This is a genomic window from Microvirga sp. P5_D2, from assembly GCF_054049475.1.
Window position 1 is genome coordinate 24,489 of sequence record NZ_JBFUMH010000030.1, and the last position, 18,335, is coordinate 42,823.

26 protein-coding genes and 1 pseudogene are annotated in these 18,335 nt (G+C 60.8%); 15 read left to right on the top strand and 12 right to left on the bottom strand.

The window, feature by feature from the left end; genetic code table 11:
- Positions 1–467 precede the first annotated feature (467 nt).
- Positions 468–686 (bottom strand): hypothetical protein, encoded by a 219-nt coding sequence (locus ACXJKO_RS10955; RefSeq protein WP_457091121.1) that lies wholly within the window; start codon positions 684–686, stop codon positions 468–470.
- 250 nt (positions 687–936) lie between these two features.
- Between ACXJKO_RS10955 and ACXJKO_RS10960 the strand changes: the two genes are divergently transcribed.
- The 7 genes from ACXJKO_RS10960 (at position 937) to ACXJKO_RS10990 (ending at position 5,558) form a co-directional block, all read left to right on the top strand.
- On the top strand, positions 937–1,245 hold the full coding sequence (locus tag ACXJKO_RS10960) for a hypothetical protein (RefSeq protein ID WP_457091122.1): 309 nt from the start codon (positions 937–939) through the stop codon (positions 1,243–1,245).
- A 109-nt stretch (positions 1,246–1,354) separates the two neighbouring features.
- Entirely contained in the window at positions 1,355–1,714 is a 360-nt protein-coding gene (locus tag ACXJKO_RS10965; protein WP_457091123.1) for a DUF6634 family protein, read from the top strand.
- A gap of 79 nt (positions 1,715–1,793) precedes the next feature.
- Positions 1,794–3,344, top strand: coding sequence for a hypothetical protein (locus tag ACXJKO_RS10970; protein WP_457091124.1), 1,551 nt, complete (start codon positions 1,794–1,796; stop codon positions 3,342–3,344).
- A gap of 306 nt (positions 3,345–3,650) precedes the next feature.
- Positions 3,651–4,448 carry a metallophosphoesterase gene (locus tag ACXJKO_RS10975; protein WP_457091125.1) on the top strand — a complete coding sequence of 266 codons (798 nt, stop codon included), beginning with the start codon at positions 3,651–3,653 and terminating at the stop codon, positions 4,446–4,448.
- A 16-nt stretch (positions 4,449–4,464) separates the two neighbouring features.
- Positions 4,465–4,761: a hypothetical protein gene (locus ACXJKO_RS10980; RefSeq protein WP_457091126.1), complete on the top strand. Its 297-nt coding sequence runs from the start codon at positions 4,465–4,467 to the stop codon at positions 4,759–4,761.
- Between the two features lie 159 nt (positions 4,762–4,920).
- Positions 4,921–5,103: a hypothetical protein gene (locus ACXJKO_RS10985; protein ID WP_457091127.1), complete on the top strand. Its 183-nt coding sequence runs from the start codon at positions 4,921–4,923 to the stop codon at positions 5,101–5,103.
- A gap of 2 nt (positions 5,104–5,105) precedes the next feature.
- Complete coding sequence (locus ACXJKO_RS10990; protein WP_457091128.1) at positions 5,106–5,558, top strand: hypothetical protein; 453 nt, start codon at positions 5,106–5,108, stop codon at positions 5,556–5,558.
- Between the two features lie 17 nt (positions 5,559–5,575).
- Here ACXJKO_RS10990 and ACXJKO_RS10995 read toward each other — a convergent pair whose 3' ends face one another.
- Positions 5,576–6,274 carry a DUF1281 family ferredoxin-like fold protein gene (locus tag ACXJKO_RS10995; RefSeq protein ID WP_457091129.1) on the bottom strand — a complete coding sequence of 233 codons (699 nt, stop codon included), beginning with the start codon at positions 6,272–6,274 and terminating at the stop codon, positions 5,576–5,578.
- A gap of 145 nt (positions 6,275–6,419) precedes the next feature.
- The gene (locus ACXJKO_RS11000; RefSeq protein WP_457091130.1) at positions 6,420–7,118 is read right to left on the bottom strand and encodes a DUF5983 family protein; all 699 of its coding nucleotides are present in this window, start codon (positions 7,116–7,118) and stop codon (positions 6,420–6,422) included.
- Between the two features lie 72 nt (positions 7,119–7,190).
- On the opposite strand from ACXJKO_RS11000, the gene ACXJKO_RS11005 reads away from it, so the two are divergent.
- Positions 7,191–7,331, top strand: coding sequence for a hypothetical protein (locus tag ACXJKO_RS11005; protein WP_457091131.1), 141 nt, complete (start codon positions 7,191–7,193; stop codon positions 7,329–7,331).
- A gap of 416 nt (positions 7,332–7,747) precedes the next feature.
- The gene (locus ACXJKO_RS11010) at positions 7,748–7,957 is read left to right on the top strand and encodes a hypothetical protein (RefSeq protein ID WP_457091132.1); all 210 of its coding nucleotides are present in this window, start codon (positions 7,748–7,750) and stop codon (positions 7,955–7,957) included.
- A 263-nt stretch (positions 7,958–8,220) separates the two neighbouring features.
- On the opposite strand, the gene ACXJKO_RS11015 is transcribed toward ACXJKO_RS11010, so the two are convergent.
- Positions 8,221–8,685, bottom strand: a complete 465-nt coding sequence (locus tag ACXJKO_RS11015; protein WP_457091133.1) for a hypothetical protein — start codon at positions 8,683–8,685, stop codon at positions 8,221–8,223.
- Positions 8,686–9,057: 372 nt separating this feature from the next.
- Between ACXJKO_RS11015 and ACXJKO_RS11020 the strand changes: the two genes are divergently transcribed.
- The 4 genes from ACXJKO_RS11020 to ACXJKO_RS11035 all read left to right on the top strand — a co-directional run bounded on the left by ACXJKO_RS11020 (position 9,058) and on the right by ACXJKO_RS11035 (position 11,628).
- On the top strand, positions 9,058–9,462 hold the full coding sequence (locus ACXJKO_RS11020) for a hypothetical protein (RefSeq protein ID WP_457091134.1): 405 nt from the start codon (positions 9,058–9,060) through the stop codon (positions 9,460–9,462).
- Positions 9,463–9,602: 140 nt separating this feature from the next.
- Complete coding sequence (locus ACXJKO_RS11025) at positions 9,603–10,055, top strand: hypothetical protein (protein WP_457091135.1); 453 nt, start codon at positions 9,603–9,605, stop codon at positions 10,053–10,055.
- 69 nt (positions 10,056–10,124) lie between these two features.
- Positions 10,125–11,267 carry a nucleotidyltransferase family protein gene (locus ACXJKO_RS11030; protein ID WP_457091136.1) on the top strand — a complete coding sequence of 381 codons (1,143 nt, stop codon included), beginning with the start codon at positions 10,125–10,127 and terminating at the stop codon, positions 11,265–11,267.
- Positions 11,268–11,403: 136 nt separating this feature from the next.
- Positions 11,404–11,628, top strand: coding sequence for a hypothetical protein (locus ACXJKO_RS11035; RefSeq protein WP_457091137.1), 225 nt, complete (start codon positions 11,404–11,406; stop codon positions 11,626–11,628).
- Positions 11,629–11,999: 371 nt separating this feature from the next.
- Here the strand turns inward: ACXJKO_RS11035 and ACXJKO_RS11040 are convergent, their stop codons facing one another.
- The 4 genes from ACXJKO_RS11040 to ACXJKO_RS11055 all read right to left on the bottom strand — a co-directional run bounded on the left by ACXJKO_RS11040 (position 12,000) and on the right by ACXJKO_RS11055 (position 14,728).
- Positions 12,000–12,155, bottom strand: a complete 156-nt coding sequence (locus tag ACXJKO_RS11040; RefSeq protein WP_457091138.1) for a hypothetical protein — start codon at positions 12,153–12,155, stop codon at positions 12,000–12,002.
- Positions 12,156–12,588: 433 nt separating this feature from the next.
- Entirely contained in the window at positions 12,589–12,990 is a 402-nt protein-coding gene (locus ACXJKO_RS11045; protein ID WP_457091139.1) for a hypothetical protein, read from the bottom strand.
- Positions 12,991–13,211: 221 nt separating this feature from the next.
- A complete protein-coding gene (locus ACXJKO_RS11050; protein WP_457091140.1) occupies positions 13,212–14,054 on the bottom strand; it encodes a hypothetical protein in 843 nt (280 codons plus the stop codon).
- 407 nt (positions 14,055–14,461) lie between these two features.
- Positions 14,462–14,728, bottom strand: coding sequence for a hypothetical protein (locus ACXJKO_RS11055; RefSeq protein ID WP_457091141.1), 267 nt, complete (start codon positions 14,726–14,728; stop codon positions 14,462–14,464).
- Positions 14,729–14,840: 112 nt separating this feature from the next.
- Here ACXJKO_RS11055 and ACXJKO_RS11060 point away from each other — a divergent pair, with 112 nt between their 5' ends.
- On the top strand, positions 14,841–15,131 hold the full coding sequence (locus ACXJKO_RS11060) for a hypothetical protein (RefSeq protein WP_457091142.1): 291 nt from the start codon (positions 14,841–14,843) through the stop codon (positions 15,129–15,131).
- 174 nt (positions 15,132–15,305) lie between these two features.
- A complete protein-coding gene (locus ACXJKO_RS11065) occupies positions 15,306–15,599 on the top strand; it encodes an SWIB/MDM2 domain-containing protein (RefSeq protein ID WP_457091147.1) in 294 nt (97 codons plus the stop codon).
- 84 nt (positions 15,600–15,683) lie between these two features.
- Here ACXJKO_RS11065 and ACXJKO_RS11070 read toward each other — a convergent pair whose 3' ends face one another.
- The 4 genes and pseudogenes from ACXJKO_RS11070 to ACXJKO_RS11085 all read right to left on the bottom strand — a co-directional run.
- Positions 15,684–16,151 carry an HU family DNA-binding protein gene (locus ACXJKO_RS11070; protein ID WP_457091143.1) on the bottom strand — a complete coding sequence of 156 codons (468 nt, stop codon included), beginning with the start codon at positions 16,149–16,151 and terminating at the stop codon, positions 15,684–15,686.
- Positions 16,152–16,397: 246 nt separating this feature from the next.
- Positions 16,398–16,766, bottom strand: coding sequence for a hypothetical protein (locus tag ACXJKO_RS11075; RefSeq protein ID WP_457091144.1), 369 nt, complete (start codon positions 16,764–16,766; stop codon positions 16,398–16,400).
- Positions 16,767–17,272: 506 nt separating this feature from the next.
- Positions 17,273–17,968 (bottom strand): response regulator transcription factor CtrA, encoded by a 696-nt coding sequence (ctrA, locus tag ACXJKO_RS11080; RefSeq protein ID WP_457091145.1) that lies wholly within the window; start codon positions 17,966–17,968, stop codon positions 17,273–17,275.
- 177 nt (positions 17,969–18,145) lie between these two features.
- Positions 18,146–18,335, bottom strand: a pseudogene (locus ACXJKO_RS11085) (ISNCY family transposase); the annotation flags it as partial.

Here is an 18,335-nt window from a genome sequence, read left to right on the forward strand (position 1 = left end):
CTCCTTCTAAAGTGATCTAGGCCCAAAGCCCGATCAAAGGGCATCGTGGACGTGCCGAACGGACGGGGCCAGCTTCCCGTCCGACCATATATAGTCCTCGAAGTCGCTCCTGCCTGCCATTCGACCCCCCGGAGTGCCAGGATCGTATGGCGCATGAATCCTTTTTGGGGAGGCCGGCGATAAGTCCAGGACCTGACGGTTTGCCTTCCGGGCCTGAGCTAGCCGCCACGGAGACATCCATGATGCTATTTGAGCATGTGAAGGAGTGTGTAGAGGCCCTGAAAGCATCGGGCCGCGAGGCGATCGCCGAGGCCCATGCCGCCGGGGTGCCTGCATACTACAGCGATGCAGGGGGATCGTCCGCGAACTGCCAGATGGAACGCGAGATCGTGTCACGCTCGGCGCAGACGGCGTCGAGATCGTCGAGCACCTGCATCCCGTCCTGCACGTGTCACGGCCCTGAAAACTCACTCGTCGACGAACCACTTGTAGCGGCCGTTGATGGGATGCGGCAGTCCGTACTGAGACCTTTGGAAGCCGCTCAATACGAGCCCCAATGAGTCCTTGCGCTGGAACCGGGTGACCCTCACCGCGAGGCTGGAATCCATCTGGCCGGAAGGGCCGTTCCCAGTCTTCCGGAACGTGCCGTGCACCCAGCACCGCTCGCAGCAGGTTGACGCGATCATCTATTCGACACCGAGGCAAGAGGTGCCAAAGGTCACGCTCAAGGAGGTGCGGGTCGCTAAACGGTGGTGACGTCCGAGTACTCCCGGGGATAACCTCAAGCCAGCCCCGTTGACGAAGACTTGCGGGCCGGCTATCCCTGGCAAACCTACGGAGAACACCACGAGATGAAGTCCTTCTTCTGCATACGCTTCTGACGATCACGTCAACGCCCTCTCCGGGGCGGGAAGTTATGCATGAAAGGACTCACACATGAGCAACGGCCACAGGCGCCGCTATCTCGACCTCCTCGCGCTCCGCGAATCCTCGCTCATCAACAACCTCGTCCACGCACATGAGGGCGAGCCGTTGGACGCGCCCGTCAATGGAGCTGAAATCCCTCTCGACATGTGGTCAGTGGCCAACGGACCGAGCTTGATCGGCAACTCGTACCAGGAGATCCTGGTGCTTGAGGTCTCGTCGGTGTCTCCCGACCACAGGTGGGCCCGTCTTCGTGACGGCCGTGTCGCGCTGCTCAGAAGGCGGTCACCGCTGCCTCTTCACCCGGAGGCACGCGTATGATGGCGGACAGAAATGCACCGCGTTTGAGCCACAAGTTCCCGCACGAGCACGCGGCCGTCGCAGGGAAGCGGATCGGGGATGCGCCGCAAATCAGGACGGAGGGAGGCCGATGATCAGGATCGACGAACACGGAAACTTCGACCGCGGCGCCGTCGAAGCAGAGGCGGAGCGCTTGGAGGCGTTGGCTCATGACCTGCACAGGCTGATCTCCGAGGGTGCTCCGAAACGCGGCGACCACGCCGACGCACCCGTCATCGACGGTTGGGACTACGCGCTGCGCCAGGATCTGTGCCTCATCGGCACCGTGTCCGGCCACCCCGCGGGGATCGGCGGTCCAGGCCAGACGACCGTTACGAGTGGTCTCTGGATTCTCGATCGGACGCGCGGTTTCGCACGCGCGCTCTCGCGCTGGTATCGCCTCGGGGACGAGACGCCCGAGTGCCGCGCGATTTTCCGGAGCACTCACTGATGCCGCTCATACGACCCACCGCAGACACCTAACGCCGGGCGCCTTCCGTCCGGCGAGCGACCGGACACGAGGAGGCCCCATGAATTCACCTAGGAAAGACCCGCCTGAGCCGTTCCCGATTGAGAGGGTGTCCACGCTCCGCTCGATCGAGACCGCGCTCAAGGGAGCAATCGCCGTGACGAAGGACGGACATCTCATCGAGATGATCACGCGCCTCGGTGTGGACCTGGTTAAAAAGGACTGGGCCGCCGCCGAGCTGATCCGCGCGGCTTTGCTCGGGCTGCTGTCGGACGATGCGCGGGCCTATGTCTGGCATGCATGCGCGCTGGCTGGAATGCCAGGCGCTGCCGAACAGCTTGCGGTCGCCTTTGCAAGGGCGGCGCTGGAGCTCGAGGTCTGGATCACGACCGAAGGCTGGAAAACGCCGACGGCAATCGAAGACACGGCCGACGACTCTGTCCACGAACGGCTGCGCGTTGCCGCCATGGCTTCCGTCGGGTGGAGCGCAATGGCAGGCGCCCCGGCTCACGAGCACATCACCGGCGGCGCCCCGCTTGCTCACGCGGAAGCCATCGCAGCAGAGGTGGATGCGATGCTCTGGAGCACGGTCCATGCTGCCGCGTGGCGAGACGGCTATAACGATGGGAAGCGCGCGCGGCTGGACAGGCAGCGCGAGATTCTTGGCAAGCACGGAAATCCCTTTGCCGATGATGAAACGGTTGAGCCGCCGCCTCAGCGTAAGGGGCGTCCGTTCCCATCCGAGGACGGCATTGTCGTCGTCGCGGCCGTTGCCGCAGACACGACGACCGGCGGGAAGGAGGCGGCGGCCTCGGTGAAGTCGATTCTCGGCAAGCCCCTCCCGTTCGTGCGCGGCGACGTCAGGATGGTCGCCGATGCCCGGTCGACACTCGCAAATGAGTTCCCGCATGCCGTCGGCGTCATTGATGCCCTGCTCGGCGATGTCCGCCCGGGCGACCCTGTCTGCTTCCCGCCGTGTGTCGTCTTGGGCGACCCCGGCGGCGGCAAGTCGCGCCTCGTCCGCCGCGTGCTCGACCTGCTTGGCATCGGCTGGTCGGTGCTCGACGCCGCAACGACGACGGACCAAGGCATCATCGGCAGCCCGCGGCGGTGGGCGTCGGGCTATCCGTCGTTTCCGATCCTCACGATCGAGCGGTACGGTGTCGCGAACCCTGCGATTGTCGTCGACGAGATCGAGAAGGCAGGACGCAGCACGGCCGGCTCCATTCACGACCCTTTGCTGTCGCTCCTCGAGAAGKGGACGGCACGCAAGTGGCGGGACCAGTTCCTTGATGCCGAGGTCGATGTTTCGCACCTGTCATGGATCTTCACCGCCAACTCCCTGGACGGCATCCCAGGCGCACTCAGGAACAGACTGCGTGTCCTTCGGATGCCTCGTCCCAGGCGTGAGCACGTGCCAGTGATCGCCGCGCAGGTGCTGCGCGAACTGCTGCGGGATCGCGGCATCGACGAGCGCTGGGAGCCGCCCCTTGATCGAGAGGAGATCGCCGCCATTGCGCAGGCATGCGGCGACGAGGTGAGCATCAGGGACTTGCAGAGATACGTCGCGGGCGTCCTGGACGTGCGAGCTAAGGACGCAACACGAAATTGAGGGAGGAGCAGATGTTGAGTGAGGAACAGATTCGGGACGACGGCTGGCGTGAGGAGCTGAACAAGCGCCATAGTTGGATGGGAGGCAAGTACGGTTTGCACTTCGAGCACCTGGGGGGCTGGCGTTTCCTCATGAAGGACCTGCTCGAGCGCATTGAGGCGACACTTGTGACACCGGAAGAGCGTGGAGGATTCCAAGTCTCTCAAAGTCCGGCATCACGTGTGACGTCTGCGGTGGGCGCGGCAGGACACAGGGCAGGGGATGGATTTCGACACGCTGCGAGAAGCATGAGGATTGGAGAGGCTGATGCGACTGTGGATTCTCTCCGATCTCCACCTCGAGGGCTTCTCGATTGACATCATTGCTGTCCCTGACGCGGATGTCGCGGTCGTGGCCGGCGACGTGGACAAACCCATTTGGAAAGCAATCCAATGGCTCGATGAGAAGATCGCGCCGCACATGCCCGTGATCTACGTGCCCGGCAATCACGAGTACTATGGCGGCAGCTACGAAGGCAGCACGAAGCGCGGGCTGTCCGCTGCCGCCGCCAGCCAGGGAGTTCACATGCTGCACGACAGCGAGGTGCGCATTGGCGACGTGCGCTTCGTCGGCGGCACGCTCTGGACCGACTACGCGCTGGGGGCCGAGAGTCGGCCCGGACGACAACGTGACTTGGACATCGCGCACAGCATGAACGCCTGCGGGTCGATGCTCCGGGACCACACCGCCATCCTCCTCGACGACGGCGCGCTCGAGCGTTTCCAGCCGGAACACGCGCGGGCCGCGCACAAGCGGACGAGATCGTATCTTGAGGCTGTGCTCGCCGACGGTTTCCCAGGACCGACGGTCGTCGTCACCCATCACGCGCCACATCCCGGCTCCATTGACAGGCAGTTTTACGGATCGGTGCTCAATGCCGCCTTTAGCACCGATCTTTCGGAGCTCATCCGCGACACGCGCCCGGCAATGTGGGTCCATGGCCACATGCACGCTTCGGCGCAGTACGTTGTCGAGGAGACGCTGATCGTCTGCAATCCTCGAGGATACGGCACCGAGAACCCGGCCTTCAATCCGGGCTTGGTGGTGCCAGTCCCAAGGAGATGAGAATGCCGATCAGGGAATGGGAAAAGGGCGTCTCGATGGCTACGTGCAAGGCAAGTACAGCACCAGGGACTACGAGATTCTCGGCTCTGCGGACATGCTCTGGAGCGGCTGGGAACTCGATACCGCCGCTGTCCTGATCAGACTCGGAGACGGGCGACAGGTCTGGGCCGTCCTCGCCTCAGTGGACGTGTCGCCGTCCGATGTGCCGGACGTTCTCCGTCAGCGGCTTGTGGCCTATCGACAAGCGATCACCGAGACCAAGCCCTGCTGCGCTTGGCCGGGAGGACGACTAGATGATCAAGGTCGCTGCTGACGGCACGTTCAACCGCGCTAACCTCCGCATCGAGATCGAGCGGTTTGAGCGGCCGCTGGCCGACCTCAGGCGGCTGCGCGACGGCGGGCATCCGGCGACCGAGGAGATCAGGACAGCACCGCGCATCGACAGATGTAGGTTCGCGGGGAGGCAGGTGACGTGTCCCTCCGGAGCCGCGTACGGCCGCCAGCGGCCGGGTCTGCCATACATCGTGCCGACGATTACGATCAATGGGCCATCGACCCGGCACAGAAATACGCCCGTACGCTCTCGCGCCTCTACGGCCTCGGAGAACCTGCGCCTCCGGCACCGCCCGGCGGCGACGAGCTTCTGCTGGAGTAGCGATGGACAAAGCCGCTGACTTCGCCGAACTGATCCAGAGTATGCGCAAGCTGATGTGGAAGAGTGCCTTCCTCGCTCGGGACGACGAGGAAGGGTGCTTGCCGTCGCCTGAGTCGAGTGGAAGCGCCCCACGACGTTGCGCCCCCGCAGACCGCATGCGTCCAGTCCGCCCGGATCTCGCTAGCGAGCGGGACTTTCTCGCAGATGCCCTCGCGGCCGGACCGAGGGTGCCGACCGAGGACAAGCTGGTACGGCGGTACGTGCGCGGAGAGATCGGGGAGCGTACCGTGCAGTGGATCACGGGCCGGGACCAGTGGCAGCTCATGGGCGAGTGCTTGGTCCGAGGCCTACCGTCGATGCAATCTGTAGAGGATTCACTTGGCTCCTGGAGCAACATCACCTCAAGCAGTGACAAACTGCTGCTGTGGATGAAGCCTGTGGACCTGGGGCGGTAGGGAGCCAGGCTCTGCATTCATTCCTCATCCTCGAAATCATCTTTGTCCGCCTCGTCCATGGTCTCGCCATAAACGAGCTCGTAGACGCTTGCGAAATCGGAGTTCCAGAATTTGGAGGCGGAACCTTTGATGGATCCTTCCAGCGCCCAGTCCCCATCGGGATCCAGTGAAGCGGTCTGGAAATCGAGTTCGGGGAACATGAGGCCTAACTTCCGGAAGATAGGCCGGGGCGCACTCCATTCCGTATCGAATCTGACCTCCAGTTCCTCTGCCCAGCCCTCAACGATCTCGGTGTAGATCACATTGCCCCTTGCACCCCAATTCTTCATCGCCCAACCGGCCGGATTGTAACATTCCGTGGCGCTCACAAACTCAAGAATAAGCAGGGCGGCCTCCACACAGGAAGGATTGAGGTCATCCCGTGTCTGCAAGAGGAGAATGTCCCGGAGGCCCTCGGGCGTCATACACTTGAGCTGGTCAACGCTGGAGAACCGAGGGCCTACAGATTCCTTCGACACATTGATGCCGGCACGTTGGAGCAAGAGTTCCGCGGCGCGCTGGTCATGATCGGAGAGCGCCTCAATCGCCAGTAATGCCGGATGGGATGGCGTGATCCTTTCGAAATCAAAACGCACCTCTCCAGGGCAATCAGGATTCGGGCTAAAGCAGCTCGCCCGGAAGCGTGCCAACTCTCGTGCGGAGCCGGAAACAGTCAAGGTGGATCCAACATGGTTTGTCATGACTAAGCCCTTGCGTGGTTTGTTGACGCGCTATCCTGCTTGGCATCGTGAGCTGTTAGAACGACCCTGGCCCAGGAGGGCACCGCTTCATCTCGCATGACGCCAAGCCGAGACGTCGGGTTCAGGTTGTCTGACGCGTCCAGTCAGGGACTTCGTCACATCGGCGGAGTTCGCCGTAGAAGCTGATTACCGGAAAAGATGAGCGAAGCTGCTGAAGGCAATCGGATACCACCTGACGCTGGGTAGGAGATGCATCGCTCCAGGTGATGGCTCGATCGTCATAGATCTGGAGCAGGACCAGTTCCATGGTGGCGAGGTCGAGCACCCACCGAATGTCCGCCAAGTGGTTCTTGCTGTTGTTCCAGCCAAACATCCGCTCAGCGCAGTGTCTCGGGCGTTGCGCCTCATGGATGAAAGGAAACTGCACCTCACTGCAAACCAGGTATCGTCCGGATCCCAGATCCTTATCGGTTCCATGTCCGAACTGGTCGAGTACGATCTCATCATAATAGTCGAGCATGCCATATCCCCCTACGGGCAACATGGGATTGATCTCTTCACTCGAATCGAACCGAAGCAGCCAAGATCCCATCTTCCCCGCGTGGACAGCCAGCGCGATAAATTCCTCCGAGAATCCAATTTCGCGGAGCTGAGCTACGCGTTGCTCTCGCTCAACTGCATCTATCAGGGAAGCGGTGGAGATGATCCATCCATAGTCGTATGTCATGCATGTCATAGGCACTGCTTCTGCCTCGATGAGCTCGACGTCGACGTACGTGAGATGCGCTGTTGAGAGATCAAGGAATGTGCGTAACGACATCAGGTCCTCCATGTGCTGACATCAAGCCTGTAGTCACTTTCTCAGCGCTGCAACCCCCACAGTGATGATCACATGAAATTCTTTGTCGCCCTCAAGTCCCGCCTGACAGCCGACGTGCCGGACTTCCAGATTGCTCACCTGCCGGCGAGCCTAACCGGGGTCAGCATCAAATGGGAGATGAGCGCCATATGCCAACACATGCACGCTGCTTGAAATCTCCTGGGACCAGCTGGAATGGAGTGATGAGCTGAAGCTCCTGCTAGCATCGGACCGTCGGAGAGTCATCGATGTGCGCACATGCGGCACTCATATCTATGCCTGGGTTGATGCGCTGCGCTCTGTGAACTCCCGCGAAGCCTAGTTGAATGCTGCCAGGAAGCTGGAGTTCTCACCGTCTCTTGTCTCTCTGGCCCAATGGGCAGCCGGAAGGGCGTCAGTCTGATCTGCGGCGTCCAGGGAGGGGAGATTGACCCGGCGGTTCCTTTTCAGCCTTATCGCTCGTGGGGCCATCGATTGGGATGTCCCTCGGTTGTAAGCCTCCGCGGCTTGTCCTTTGTGAGAGGGCGCACGCCGGGCTCCCTTATCCCTATGACGAAGATGAAATCCGCTGGATCGCCGACTGGCAGAGGATGGAGATCCTTGTTGCGCAGGTCCTGCCATGCGGCGGAAATGAATGGATCGACGGGGGAGAAAGGCACTGGTGGAAGGTCGGGGATGAGCAGGAGAGCTACCTGGCCGACCCGGAGGCATGGGATCTCGTCGTGAGTGATGAGCTGCCGGACTGGGGACGTCGTGCCCTCAGCGAAACTTCGAGAGCGCAGGCCGAGCCGTACCTATAAATCCCCGGCTCGGCGAGGAAACGTCTGGCGAGACCGGTCTACGCAGCATAGCGCACTTCTCGCGCGAGACAGGTCGGTCAGGCTTTGACGATAACCATGCTCGTGCGTCTCGTGAATACGGCTCACGACACAATGCAAGCTCACCAGCATCATGAGCGTCGGATTCAAGAATTGAGATGGACCAGCTGGACATAGGAACAGGTGAGGGGAGCGCCAGGTGCGCGTCTCAGACAAGCCGGATATGCCATGTCAGCTCCCTCTGTTCACCACTCGGAGCCCTCATCAGTCGCGAGGCCGGGTAGCGGTTCACCGTGGATCAACTCATAGACGGCGCAAAAGTCGGCGCCGTCCACGCGAGAGTGCTCACCGCTCACGTGCATTGTCACCGCCCAGCCGTTGCTCGGCTCGATTGCCATCACGAAGAAATAGAGTGCGGGATAAAGCTCTCCGAGCCTGCGATAGACAGGCTCGGGAATGTTATTGGCGGTACTGATCCACAGGAGCAGGCAATCAGGCTGCTGGTCCATGAAGGCGGTTTCCAGGGCATTCTTGCGCGTGCCCCAATATGGGCCTGCGCATTCGTCTTCACTCGGCAACGGGATGATGCAATCGAAGTCGAACGCAGGGTCATCCCCCTCCTCGTCAACTGCAAAACAGTGGTCGAGGAAGTGTGCGATGTCGGCTTCAGGACCAGTGATGGTGATGACGTTGTCGACGAGATTTGGCATCAGGTAGATCCTTCCGGGGATAAGCACGTTCTCAATTAGAGGTCTCAGGAAATGGCGATGGCAAGCCCTGATGTTGAGCCGGCCGGAACGCGAGGAGGTTGGATGCGGAGAATTGATGACAGGTGCAATCCCTGAGGCCGACGCGAGCATCACCGCGCGTCTTCCACAGCCGATGCTTCGGCTTCAAGAGCGGAGCTCCTTCTGTCCTACATGCCCGGACATGCGCGCACGCGAACTCTCGCGTGGACACGAAAGGCCATTGTCATCCGAAACAAACGGTGCGTACCCTTCAGAAGCGGACATTCTGGAGGTGCCGACATGGGGTGCGACATCCATTGCTACGCGGAGCGCAAAATCAGGGGAAGGTGGCGAATGATGCGCGGTAAGCACCTGATCCGGCATCGCGATTACAGGATCTTCGCCTTTTTGGCTGACGTTAGAAACGATGAGGGAGTTCCGCCAATTGCACAGCCACGCGATTTGCCGGATGACACCAGCGATGGTGTGGCGGCGGGTTTCAGGAGGTGTGATGACGCACATTCAGTCTCTTGGCTGAGCATATCAGAACTCCTTGACTACGATTACGACCGCATCGTCACCGTGGAAGAGCGCCGTGCCGCGATGGCAGTTCATTCCAAGTATCGGGGGAGCGCAGTTATGGCTGAGGAGGTTGGAGTGATGGCAGTTCGCGAACTGCTTGGAGAGGACTTTTTCGACGAGCTTCAGGAGCTGAAGACATGTGGCGTTGAACGCATTGTGTTTTGGTTCGACAACTGACTGTTAGGGGCAGTCGCATCTCAAGCGATCTGTCATCAGGCTTCGGAGGAATGTGGGTCCCAGAACGAAAGGGAATTGCGATGTTGGATACGAGCTTTAATACCGCCAGCCTATCGTCAATGGCCGATCTCATGAGGATCATGACCGCAGAGGTTCGCTCCTTCTACGCGACGGCTCGTCCACACCAGGTGTGGGTGCCTCGCCTCTTCGCTGTTGTGCCGGTTGGCGTCGTCGTGATGTCGTGCCCGGACGACGATGCGGACGACCGCGAGACGATTTATGACGATCTCCGGCTCAAGCTGCGTCTGCTGGAAGCAGACTGCTACGTGCTCGCCGCGGAAGCGTGGATGGGAAACGCTGGTTCAGCGCTTCGACCCAGCCAGCAGCCTGCCCGCCGTGAGGTGATGATCTTGAGCGCTGCCGATCGGCGCGGAGCCACGCAAGGCGCGGCGTACGAGCTCATGCGCGACTGGTCAACAGGAGGCGTTAAAGAGTTGGCGGAGCTGCCGTCCGGAAAGGAGCTGACCGGGCCCATCTTCGAACTGCTGCGGGAGCCTCGGCCAGCCAAGCCTGTCGGTGGCAAAGCGTTATAGACATATTGCGAAATGTCTATAACAGCTTATCTATAGGCAAACCACAAATTGTCTATAGCGGAGGGTGTCATGCGGGAAATCGACCTCGTTTACCGGACGATGTTCGCAGAACTCGGCCAGCGTTGCATGGACGCCCAATTCGTTCGGGACTTCCGGATCGAGAAGGTGGACGGCACCTTTTCCGTGGAGGGAGCCTTCTTCAAGATGAGGGTCAAGGAGCGGGACTACTGGTATCACAAGGGATCCACGGCGGATGGCCGCAAGCAGATCTATGTCGGTCCTGTTGCCGACTCCGAGATCACCCAGCGGGTGCAGGAGTTCGAGCGCATCAAGGACGATCAGAAGGCCCGTCGCAAGCTCGTTTCGACGCTCGTCCGTGAGGCGGGCCTTCCTGCGCCCGACCGCTTCACCGGGGATGTGGTCGACGCTCTGGCGGCGGCCGGCATGTTCCGGCTCCGGGGCGTTCTCGTCGGGACCGTGGCCTTCCAGTGTTATGCCGGATTGCTTGGGGTCAGGCTGGGTGGCTCCGCCTTGCAGACCGGCGATGCCGATTTCGCCCAGTCCCATGCGATCTCGGCCGCCGTCGCGGACACACTTCCCCCGATGCTCGACATTCTCCGCAAGCTCGATCCCACCTTCCGTGAGATCCCTAGCCAGACGGACGCACGCAGATCCTTCGCGTTCGAGAACAAGGACCGCTACCGGATCGAGTTCCTGACCCCTAATATGGGATCTGCCGATCATGATGGGAAACCTGCACCCATGCCCGCGCTCGGGGGTGCCTACGCCCAACCGCTTCGCTTCCTGGACTTCCTCCTGACCGATCCGGTCCGCTCGGTGATGCTCCACCGCAGCGGGATTGCCGTTACCGTTCCGGCCCCGGAGCGTTATGCCGTTCACAAGCTGATCGTGGCCTCGCGGCGCCAGGCCGACGGCAACGGCATCCTGAAGCGGGACAAGGATGTGAAACAGGCCGAGATCCTGATGGACGCCCTGATCAAGACGCGGCGCCATTCGGAACTGGCGGAAGCCTACGCCGAAGCCTGGAAGCGCGGCCCGTCCTGGAAGGAAGGCATCGCCAAGGGCATGGGCTTCATGAGCGGGAAGCTGCTTGCGCCGATCGTGGACGGCCTGGCCATCGGCCTCACGGAGATTGAGGAGGAACCCGAAAAGTATGGCGTTGGGGCATCGGCTGCGAAGAGGCGGTTTTAGGAATAGCCACGCAACAAGGCGGACCCACAGGATGGCTTCGCCCGATCCGTCTGTCCTTGTCAGGATTGACACCGGACGCCAGGAGGTAGCTCAAGAGCGCTCGTCGTGAGTCACCTTTTGAGACGATTGAGACGGAATGACCGATCTGCATCCTCCAGGCCACGAGGCCTTTATCCCGCAGGTGATCGAGATCCACGGTTACACGGTTCATCTCCAACAAACCGCGCTCGAGTGGATGGCTGTGATGACGCCTCCCCGGGAGCGGCCGAGCATCATCCTTGCCGCGGATCAGGAAACCGTGCTGACGAAGGCTCGTCAGTGGATCGAGGCCCATGCCGCAGGCGGTCAGGAAAGCCCATGACTGACCGCCAGATCCAATTGACTCCCGGCAGCTCGACCTCCTCCTGGATGACGCCATCGTCGCCAGCGTGGTGCGGAGCGCATCACGCAAACCAGCGGTCTGGACGGCCGAACTGCTCGAGGAGCTTCCCGCGGCGTATTGGCCGGCACCGTTCACGGACATCGAACGTGCCTTCGCGAACTTCGGCGAGCTCTGCGCGTGGCTGGGCCACCCAGAGCTCAAACCCATCCGCAGTGACGCGGCAATGTTCTGAGGTCTCCGGCCCGGTCGGATAAAGGGGGAGGGGCAGCAACCAATCTGAAGGGCCTCTGCAACCCTTACATTTGGATCGGTTCGTTTCCTTGAACACGGCTGTCGCGGGAATGGTCCTGCTACGGCGACGTCAAKTGCAGGACGCCGTTATAGGAGGTAATCTTCGTTAGATCGAAGGTGAGGTCGCCCAAGCGCCAGGACTGAAGGACCACAACGGCATCGCCGATGGTTTTGGGCTTCACGCCGCCACCATCCGAGACACGACTGATCGACACAGTCTTTTCCGGTCGAGCCGGATGCGATCCTCGGGGCAAAGGACTTGGGCGTACGTCGTCAGACTATATGTGGTTTCTCCTTTCTTACCCAACTACCCAAAAGCAGGTCCGCCCCGGAGGGGAGGCGAACAGAGGGATCGTCCCCCTCGGGGCCATCCGCACCAACATCCATCCAGCCGGGAACTCGAGCCGCTAGAGCTCTACGATGACCTTGCGAGGTGTTGGAGTGGTCCCGCCTTTAATGGACATTGCGTCGATCCAGACGACTTTCCCATTTTTGTATCGCCTCTCGTGCCCGCGCCGGAGGTGAGGAGACTTGGGGCTATGGGAACCTTCGCCCCGTTGCCAGACAATCCTGTCGATCTCATTCAGGCGCAGTTTGATGACGCTTGTCGCCAGGAGAGGGACCAACCCGGCCGAAACACGCCCTCGGTTAGCCGACTTGGAGCGCGGACGTTTCCTGTGTCGTGACGGTGAAGGCCTCATCGTCGGGAGGGACGGACGTGAGCATGAACGCGGACAGCATGACGTGCAGAGAGATCATGCCTGACCATGCATCGCGGTAAGCCTGATCGCAATCGGCCCCTTCCTCCACGCGGACCCGCGTCACCATCTCGGCCGCGCCTGTGCCTTCCTGCTGAGTCTCGACTCGGAGCAGAAACAGGGAGCGGTATATGAACGAGTTTCCGCGGCGACGACCGAAATTAAGCAGGACGATTGAGCCGTCATCCTGTTCCGTCGCCCTCGTCACGAGTTCCGTCACCTCGGGACGGTGGACCTCGGGATGGTGGGTCAACTCATGAATGAAAACGCAATCGGGGAATGGCAGCCGCATCCGTCCTTCCGCAACCCAGCGCGTAAATGCGTCCGTGAGCTTCCGGCGAGATGCCTCGTTCGCGTCCCGGCCCGCAACCAACCCGTCACCGAAATCGTAACTTGGGATCGCCTAGTCCTGCCGCCGATAGAAGTCTGCCAACGGCTTGGGGAATCCGTCACCCATGCCTTGAAGGACCTGCCGCTTCCGTAGGGCTTCAACGAACGTCACGTAGTCCATGACTAGAGTTCCACATCGACCGTGAATGGTTTCGGAGCCGCGCCACCCTTGACCGATGTCGCCTCAATCCAGAGGACCTTTCCGTCTGGATAGCGACGCTCGTGACCGCGGCGGATGTGAGGAGCCTTCGGGCTGTGGGAGCCTTCCCGCTTCCGCCACACGAGCTTGTCGAGCGCGTTGAAGCGGACCGTGAGAACCTTCGTCGCCGGGAGAGGGTTCAGTCCCGCCGATACCCGTCCTCTATTGGCTGACTCGAGAGAGATCGTCTCCGCTTCTGTGGCTGCGAGAAATTCACCATCTGGCTTCGCAGCGACCAACGCAAAAGAGCAAATCATCGTGTCGAAGATCATGCCCCGCGCCCATTTCATCGTAACGTCGCCGCCGACCCCTTCCGCGCCTTCCTCAATTGCCAGTGCAATGTCAGGGGCGTAGCTGCCAAGACTGTCGCTCGTGGGGTGCCGGCGGAACCGGATTGCAACGGGCCAGCGAACGATCGGCCCACCGTCTTTCCTACGAGCAAATGTCAGCAGAACGAAGTAGCCATCGTCCTCCTCCTGCGCTCGCACTGCGAAGTGATGCCTGGGGCCTTCAAGCAGGAATACGACTTCGGGAAACGGCAACCGAACTGGCCGCTCCGCCATCCATTGAAGAAACATGCGGGAGAAATCCAAGGCAGGGCCCGTCTTTCTCCCCGGGGAATAAAACTGCGACCCGAAATCGTAATTGGGGATCGCCCAATCCAAGCGTCGATAGATCTCATTCAAAGCCTTGGGGCGGCCCGCCGATCCCATCTCCTGAAGCACCTGCCGCTTCCTTAAGGCCTCTACAAACGTCACGTAATCCACTTTACACCTTCTGCTGTCGCCACCTGCGATCCGCCGCCGGCACTGCGGCACAGCCGTCTACCATGCAGCCACCGCTCGAGGGAGTGTCGTGGCAACCCTCACAACTGCGACGTGTTCGCTCGGTTAACGACCGGAAGGGCCCGACCTTTCGGGATCGTTCCCGCCATCCAGTCGAGGAGTCCGAGCGGCAGTCCCTCGCGCTTGATCATCTCGGCATGTTGCCGGAAAGCGGGCACATAAATGCTCGATGAGGAGCAGCGCCCTAATGGCGACCAACAGTAGACACCCAGATAGTCTCCCTCGTCGGCCCAGTTTGAGACGGTGTGTACGAACCGAACAGCCACGTTTTCATTGTTATGATTGAGGATCACTGTTCCTCGGCACGGCCGGCTTGCGGCCTCAGCAAACTAAGGAATGATCATGGCTACGAAACAGAAGGACGGACCTTCACAACCCAGCAGGAGCCGGAAGGCGCCGACGAAGTCGGCCTCCAAGTCCGTCTCCCGGTCTGCCACGAAGAAGGAAGCTGGCGCGCCCAAGCCTGCACAGCCCAAGGGGATGGCAGGCTCCCGGTCCGCGACGAAGTCCCAGGCGGTTCCCGCAAAGTCCCGTTCCTCCGCAGGATCGCGCACGGCAGCACGTTCGACCTCCGGGGCATCGCAATCACGTTCCACGACGCGGGCCCGCTCCGCGTCCCGCTCACGGTCTCAAAGCAGTCTGCTGAACCCGATGGCATGGCTCTCGAGTCTTGAGACAACGCTCATTTCCCCACAAGCACGCGCGGTAATGGCGGAAGCTCTCAGGGCGGTCGCGAACGTTCTGGAGAAGCCACAAGGTAGCGAGCAGGAGCAGGGCAGCGGCCTGCAGCAGGGCAGGGACGCCGTGTCGGCCGCAGGAAGCCTTGGCGCTGAGATCGTCGCTGCTCCGCTGGAGGTCGCAGYGGCGGCCATCGGAGCCGCAGGGGAGGTCGTAACCAGCGCCTTGGGCGGTTCGTCGGGCGAGGACCGCGGCAACGGTGAAAGCAGCAAAGGCCGCAGACGGTCCTTCTCGCGCAAGAAGTCCTCGGCAGGCACCTAGCCAACGCAGTGATCGGCCGGACAGAAAGCAGATCTTCCAGGCTCAGCCCTGTCCGGCTGCCGTCGAACCTTGATGAGAACGCTCCAAGTCAAGAGGCTGTTAGTTCTTTGATCGCCATAGTCACGACATCTTGCCCTCACACAGGGTCGAGGGACGGAACAATGGAGTTTGACAATAGCAGCATCAAAAACAGCCAAAGCTGGTACAACGGCAACCACGAAGGCGAACCCGGCATTGAGGAAGCCGTTGCAGCCCTCGCCCGAGTTGGCTGCTGTGGTCGGATCGTCCCCGCTGCCGCGCACGGAAGTTGTGAGCAAGGTGTGGGAATACATCAAGGCCAACAATCTGCAGAACCCTGAGAACAAACGCGAGATCTTGGCTGACGAAAAGCTCCAGGCGGTGTTTGGCGGCAAGGACAAAATCAGCATGTTCGAGATGAACAAATACTTCGCTCAGTATCTCTCCTGAGTAGGAGCATGCAATGACACGCCTGCCCCGCCAGAGGTCTGGCGAGGCGGGCGTGCCGTCTGTCACCTTACCTGTCGTACTCGGTTAGATCGATTCCTTGAGGTCCTTAGCAGCGCGGAAGGCGATCTTCTTCGAGGCTTTGATCTTCACCGGTTCGCCGGTCTGCGGGTTGCGCCCCATGCGCGCAGCGCGCTTGCGGACCTGCAGAATGCCAAGACCCGTCAGGCGGATCTTGTCGCCCTTCTTCAGGCTCTTGGCGATGATCTCGATCACTTGGGTGAGCATCTCATTCGCCTGACRCTTCGGGAGTTCGTGCACTGTGGAAAGCGTCTCCGCGATGTGGCGCAGGGTCAGGATACCGTTGGTGCTGGCAGCCGCTTTCGCAGACTTCTTGGCTGCCTTTGCAGTGGTCTTGGCAGCCGTCTTAGCCGCTGTCTTCGTGGGCTTCTTGGCTGCTGTGCGGGCAGTTCCCGTCGCTTTAGCCGTCTTGTTTGCTGCGGCTTTACGGGCCGGGGCTTTCCTGGCTGTGGCTTTGGTTGCAGATTTCGCCATGCGTGAGACCCTCCTGATGGGCTATTAACCTTGCGGTCAGTCGATGAGCAAAGTGCTTGCCTCTCAGAATTGATCCAGAGAGTTGTTTCCTCAATAGCCATACAAGCATGAGTTCACAGGATCTTGGGTCAGCACGAGATTTGCGACGGATTGCTCGTCAGGCAACCAGACGAGCAACTCCTGCGGGAGAAGGGCAGGGACTGGGTTCCGACACACAGCGTTGCTGATGCGGGACCCAGGCTTGGATCAGGCTACCAGGAAGAGTTCATTCTCTCGCCAAGCCGGGCAGGCTCGTCCTCCGTTCGGGCGCGCTGTCGCAATGCGCGCCTGAAAGCGGGTTTGAGCCTCGTTGAGCAGACGGCGTTTTCGGGCGAGCGGCTGGGAGGCTGTTGTGGTGGCCTGCACAACGGCGGCAGCCGCCGCGTACAGATCGGCGGTGGCGGCATCCAGGCCGGTATCCCGCTCGAACAGGACAAGGCCTGCCAAGTGCTGCCTGAGGAGCGTCTGCAGTTCACGCAGGTAGGGCAGGTCTCCTCCGAACTCGATGGCCCTCACAGTTGGGGCGATCGGTGCCAACTTCTCCTCGATCGCGTCGGTGAAAGATTTCTCCGTCATGAGCAACCGTCTCCAGGTCAGAGGACGCCCGCCCAGCCCTGCGTCCACACGAGAAAACATGCACTTTCATGGTTAACTAAGGGCTTCGAGCGAGAAGGGAAAGCGACACAACAAGGGCCTGCCACGATTGCATGGGAAGCGCTCTCACACGCTTTTCTCACTACTTCAGTGGCCATATTTGCAGAGCACTATCAGAACCGATCTCATGTTCCCTCCCAGGAAATCTAAGGTTCGGCCGCCGCTGCGCTGCCTCTGTTTCGCCTGTTGTTGACGCACTTCGGGAGAAGGGTAGGATAGCAGCGCGGTGTTGCAACCGGCATCGCATGCGCCCTGACTGGAGCTTGGAAGAGGCTTCAGTTAGGGCGTCCTCATTTCGACAGGTGGCGATGCTGCCACAGATTGGGGCGAGGGGACTGGCTTCACAAGGGCAATCGAAACCAGAAAACCTGCAATCCGCCGACAGAACGCGGAGCAGAGGATGTGGGATGCAATCGTGGCCCTGAGACTTAGCTTGCCAACTTGACGAGCTGTGGCTCGCGCAGCATGTAGCCGCGGCCCCAGACGGTCTCGATGTAGTTCCTGCCGCCTGAAGCCTCCGCGAGCTTCTTGCGCAGCTTGCAGATGAACACGTCGATAATCTTGATCTCAGGTTCATCCATACCGCTATACAGATGATTGAGGAGCATCTCTTTGGTGAGCGTGCTGCCCTGGCGCTGAGCCAGAAACGCCAGGATCTTGTATTCCGTGCCGGTCAGGTTCACCCGACGTCCTGCGATCTCAGCCTGTTGAGCCTGAGGTTTGACCGTCAGATCGCCGCATTGGAGCACCGCTTCGGTCTGATCGGACGAGCGGCGGATGATGGCCTGCATGCGGGCGATGAGTTCGTCCTTGTGAAACGGCTTGGTGAGGTAATCATCGGCGCCATAGCCGAGGCCTCTGACCTTGTTCTGGATACCGTCTAGGCCTGAGAGGATCAGGACGGGCGTGCTCACCTTGGCAAGCCGCAGCTGGCGCAGGACCTCATAGCCTGACATGTCCGGGAGGTTGAGATCGAGCAGGATGATGTCGTAGTCGGGGAGCCGGCCGAGATCGATGCCGTGCTCGCCCAGATCGGCCACGGAGATCTGGACGTTGAGGCGCTGGAGCATAAGCTCAATGCTCTGAGTGACAGAGATGTCATCCTCAATCAGCAACACCCGCATCTCACCACCTCCCCGAGACCTCAGCTACTGTGAGGGAAGTATGCTCAACGAGGAGTTAACGCCGGTGGCACGTTCACGCTTTTACGGCGCCGACCCTGTTCCAAGGGTCAAGAGGATTAGCCGGCTAACTATGTGGCTGCCAGATTGAAATGTCCGCTAGCCTGCAAAGCAGAAATGTCACTCCGCGGCGGCGAGGCGAGCCAGTGCCCGCTCACGTTTGGCGGCGATGGCCGGATCGGACATCACATCAGTCTTGCGTCCCGGTTTGGAACCCCGCGGCTTGTAGCCGGTCTTCTCGCTGTTGGTCTTGACCTTCGGTCGAGGAAGCTGGTCCTGCCGCTCCTTGATATAGGCCAGCACCTCGCCC

Bases quoted from the DNA above. Each gene is read 5' to 3' on its own strand.
- ACXJKO_RS10965 (WP_457091123.1), top strand. From the start codon at position 1,355: ATGATCAGGATCGACGAACACGGAAACTTCGACCGCGGCGCCGTCGAA.
- ACXJKO_RS10960 (WP_457091122.1), top strand. From the start codon at position 937: ATGAGCAACGGCCACAGGCGCCGCTATCTCGACCTCCTCGCGCTCCGC.
- ACXJKO_RS11000 (WP_457091130.1), bottom strand. From the start codon at position 7,118: ATGTCGTTACGCACATTCCTTGATCTCTCAACAGCGCATCTCACGTAC.
- ACXJKO_RS10990 (WP_457091128.1), top strand. From the start codon at position 5,106: ATGGACAAAGCCGCTGACTTCGCCGAACTGATCCAGAGTATGCGCAAG.
- ACXJKO_RS11035 (WP_457091137.1), top strand. From the start codon at position 11,404: ATGACCGATCTGCATCCTCCAGGCCACGAGGCCTTTATCCCGCAGGTG.
- ACXJKO_RS11025 (WP_457091135.1), top strand. From the start codon at position 9,603: ATGACCGCAGAGGTTCGCTCCTTCTACGCGACGGCTCGTCCACACCAG.
- ACXJKO_RS10980 (WP_457091126.1), top strand. From the start codon at position 4,465: ATGGGAAAAGGGCGTCTCGATGGCTACGTGCAAGGCAAGTACAGCACC.
- ctrA (WP_457091145.1), bottom strand. From the start codon at position 17,968: ATGCGGGTGTTGCTGATTGAGGATGACATCTCTGTCACTCAGAGCATT.
- ACXJKO_RS11030 (WP_457091136.1), top strand. From the start codon at position 10,125: ATGCGGGAAATCGACCTCGTTTACCGGACGATGTTCGCAGAACTCGGC.
- ACXJKO_RS11005 (WP_457091131.1), top strand. From the start codon at position 7,191: ATGAAATTCTTTGTCGCCCTCAAGTCCCGCCTGACAGCCGACGTGCCG.
- ACXJKO_RS10955 (WP_457091121.1), bottom strand. From the start codon at position 686: ATGATCGCGTCAACCTGCTGCGAGCGGTGCTGGGTGCACGGCACGTTC.
- ACXJKO_RS11075 (WP_457091144.1), bottom strand. From the start codon at position 16,766: ATGACGGAGAAATCTTTCACCGACGCGATCGAGGAGAAGTTGGCACCG.
- ACXJKO_RS11020 (WP_457091134.1), top strand. From the start codon at position 9,058: ATGATGCGCGGTAAGCACCTGATCCGGCATCGCGATTACAGGATCTTC.
- ACXJKO_RS10975 (WP_457091125.1), top strand. From the start codon at position 3,651: ATGCGACTGTGGATTCTCTCCGATCTCCACCTCGAGGGCTTCTCGATT.
- ACXJKO_RS11045 (WP_457091139.1), bottom strand. From the start codon at position 12,990: ATGCGGCTGCCATTCCCCGATTGCGTTTTCATTCATGAGTTGACCCAC.
- ACXJKO_RS11010 (WP_457091132.1), top strand. From the start codon at position 7,748: ATGGAGATCCTTGTTGCGCAGGTCCTGCCATGCGGCGGAAATGAATGG.
- ACXJKO_RS11015 (WP_457091133.1), bottom strand. From the start codon at position 8,685: ATGCCAAATCTCGTCGACAACGTCATCACCATCACTGGTCCTGAAGCC.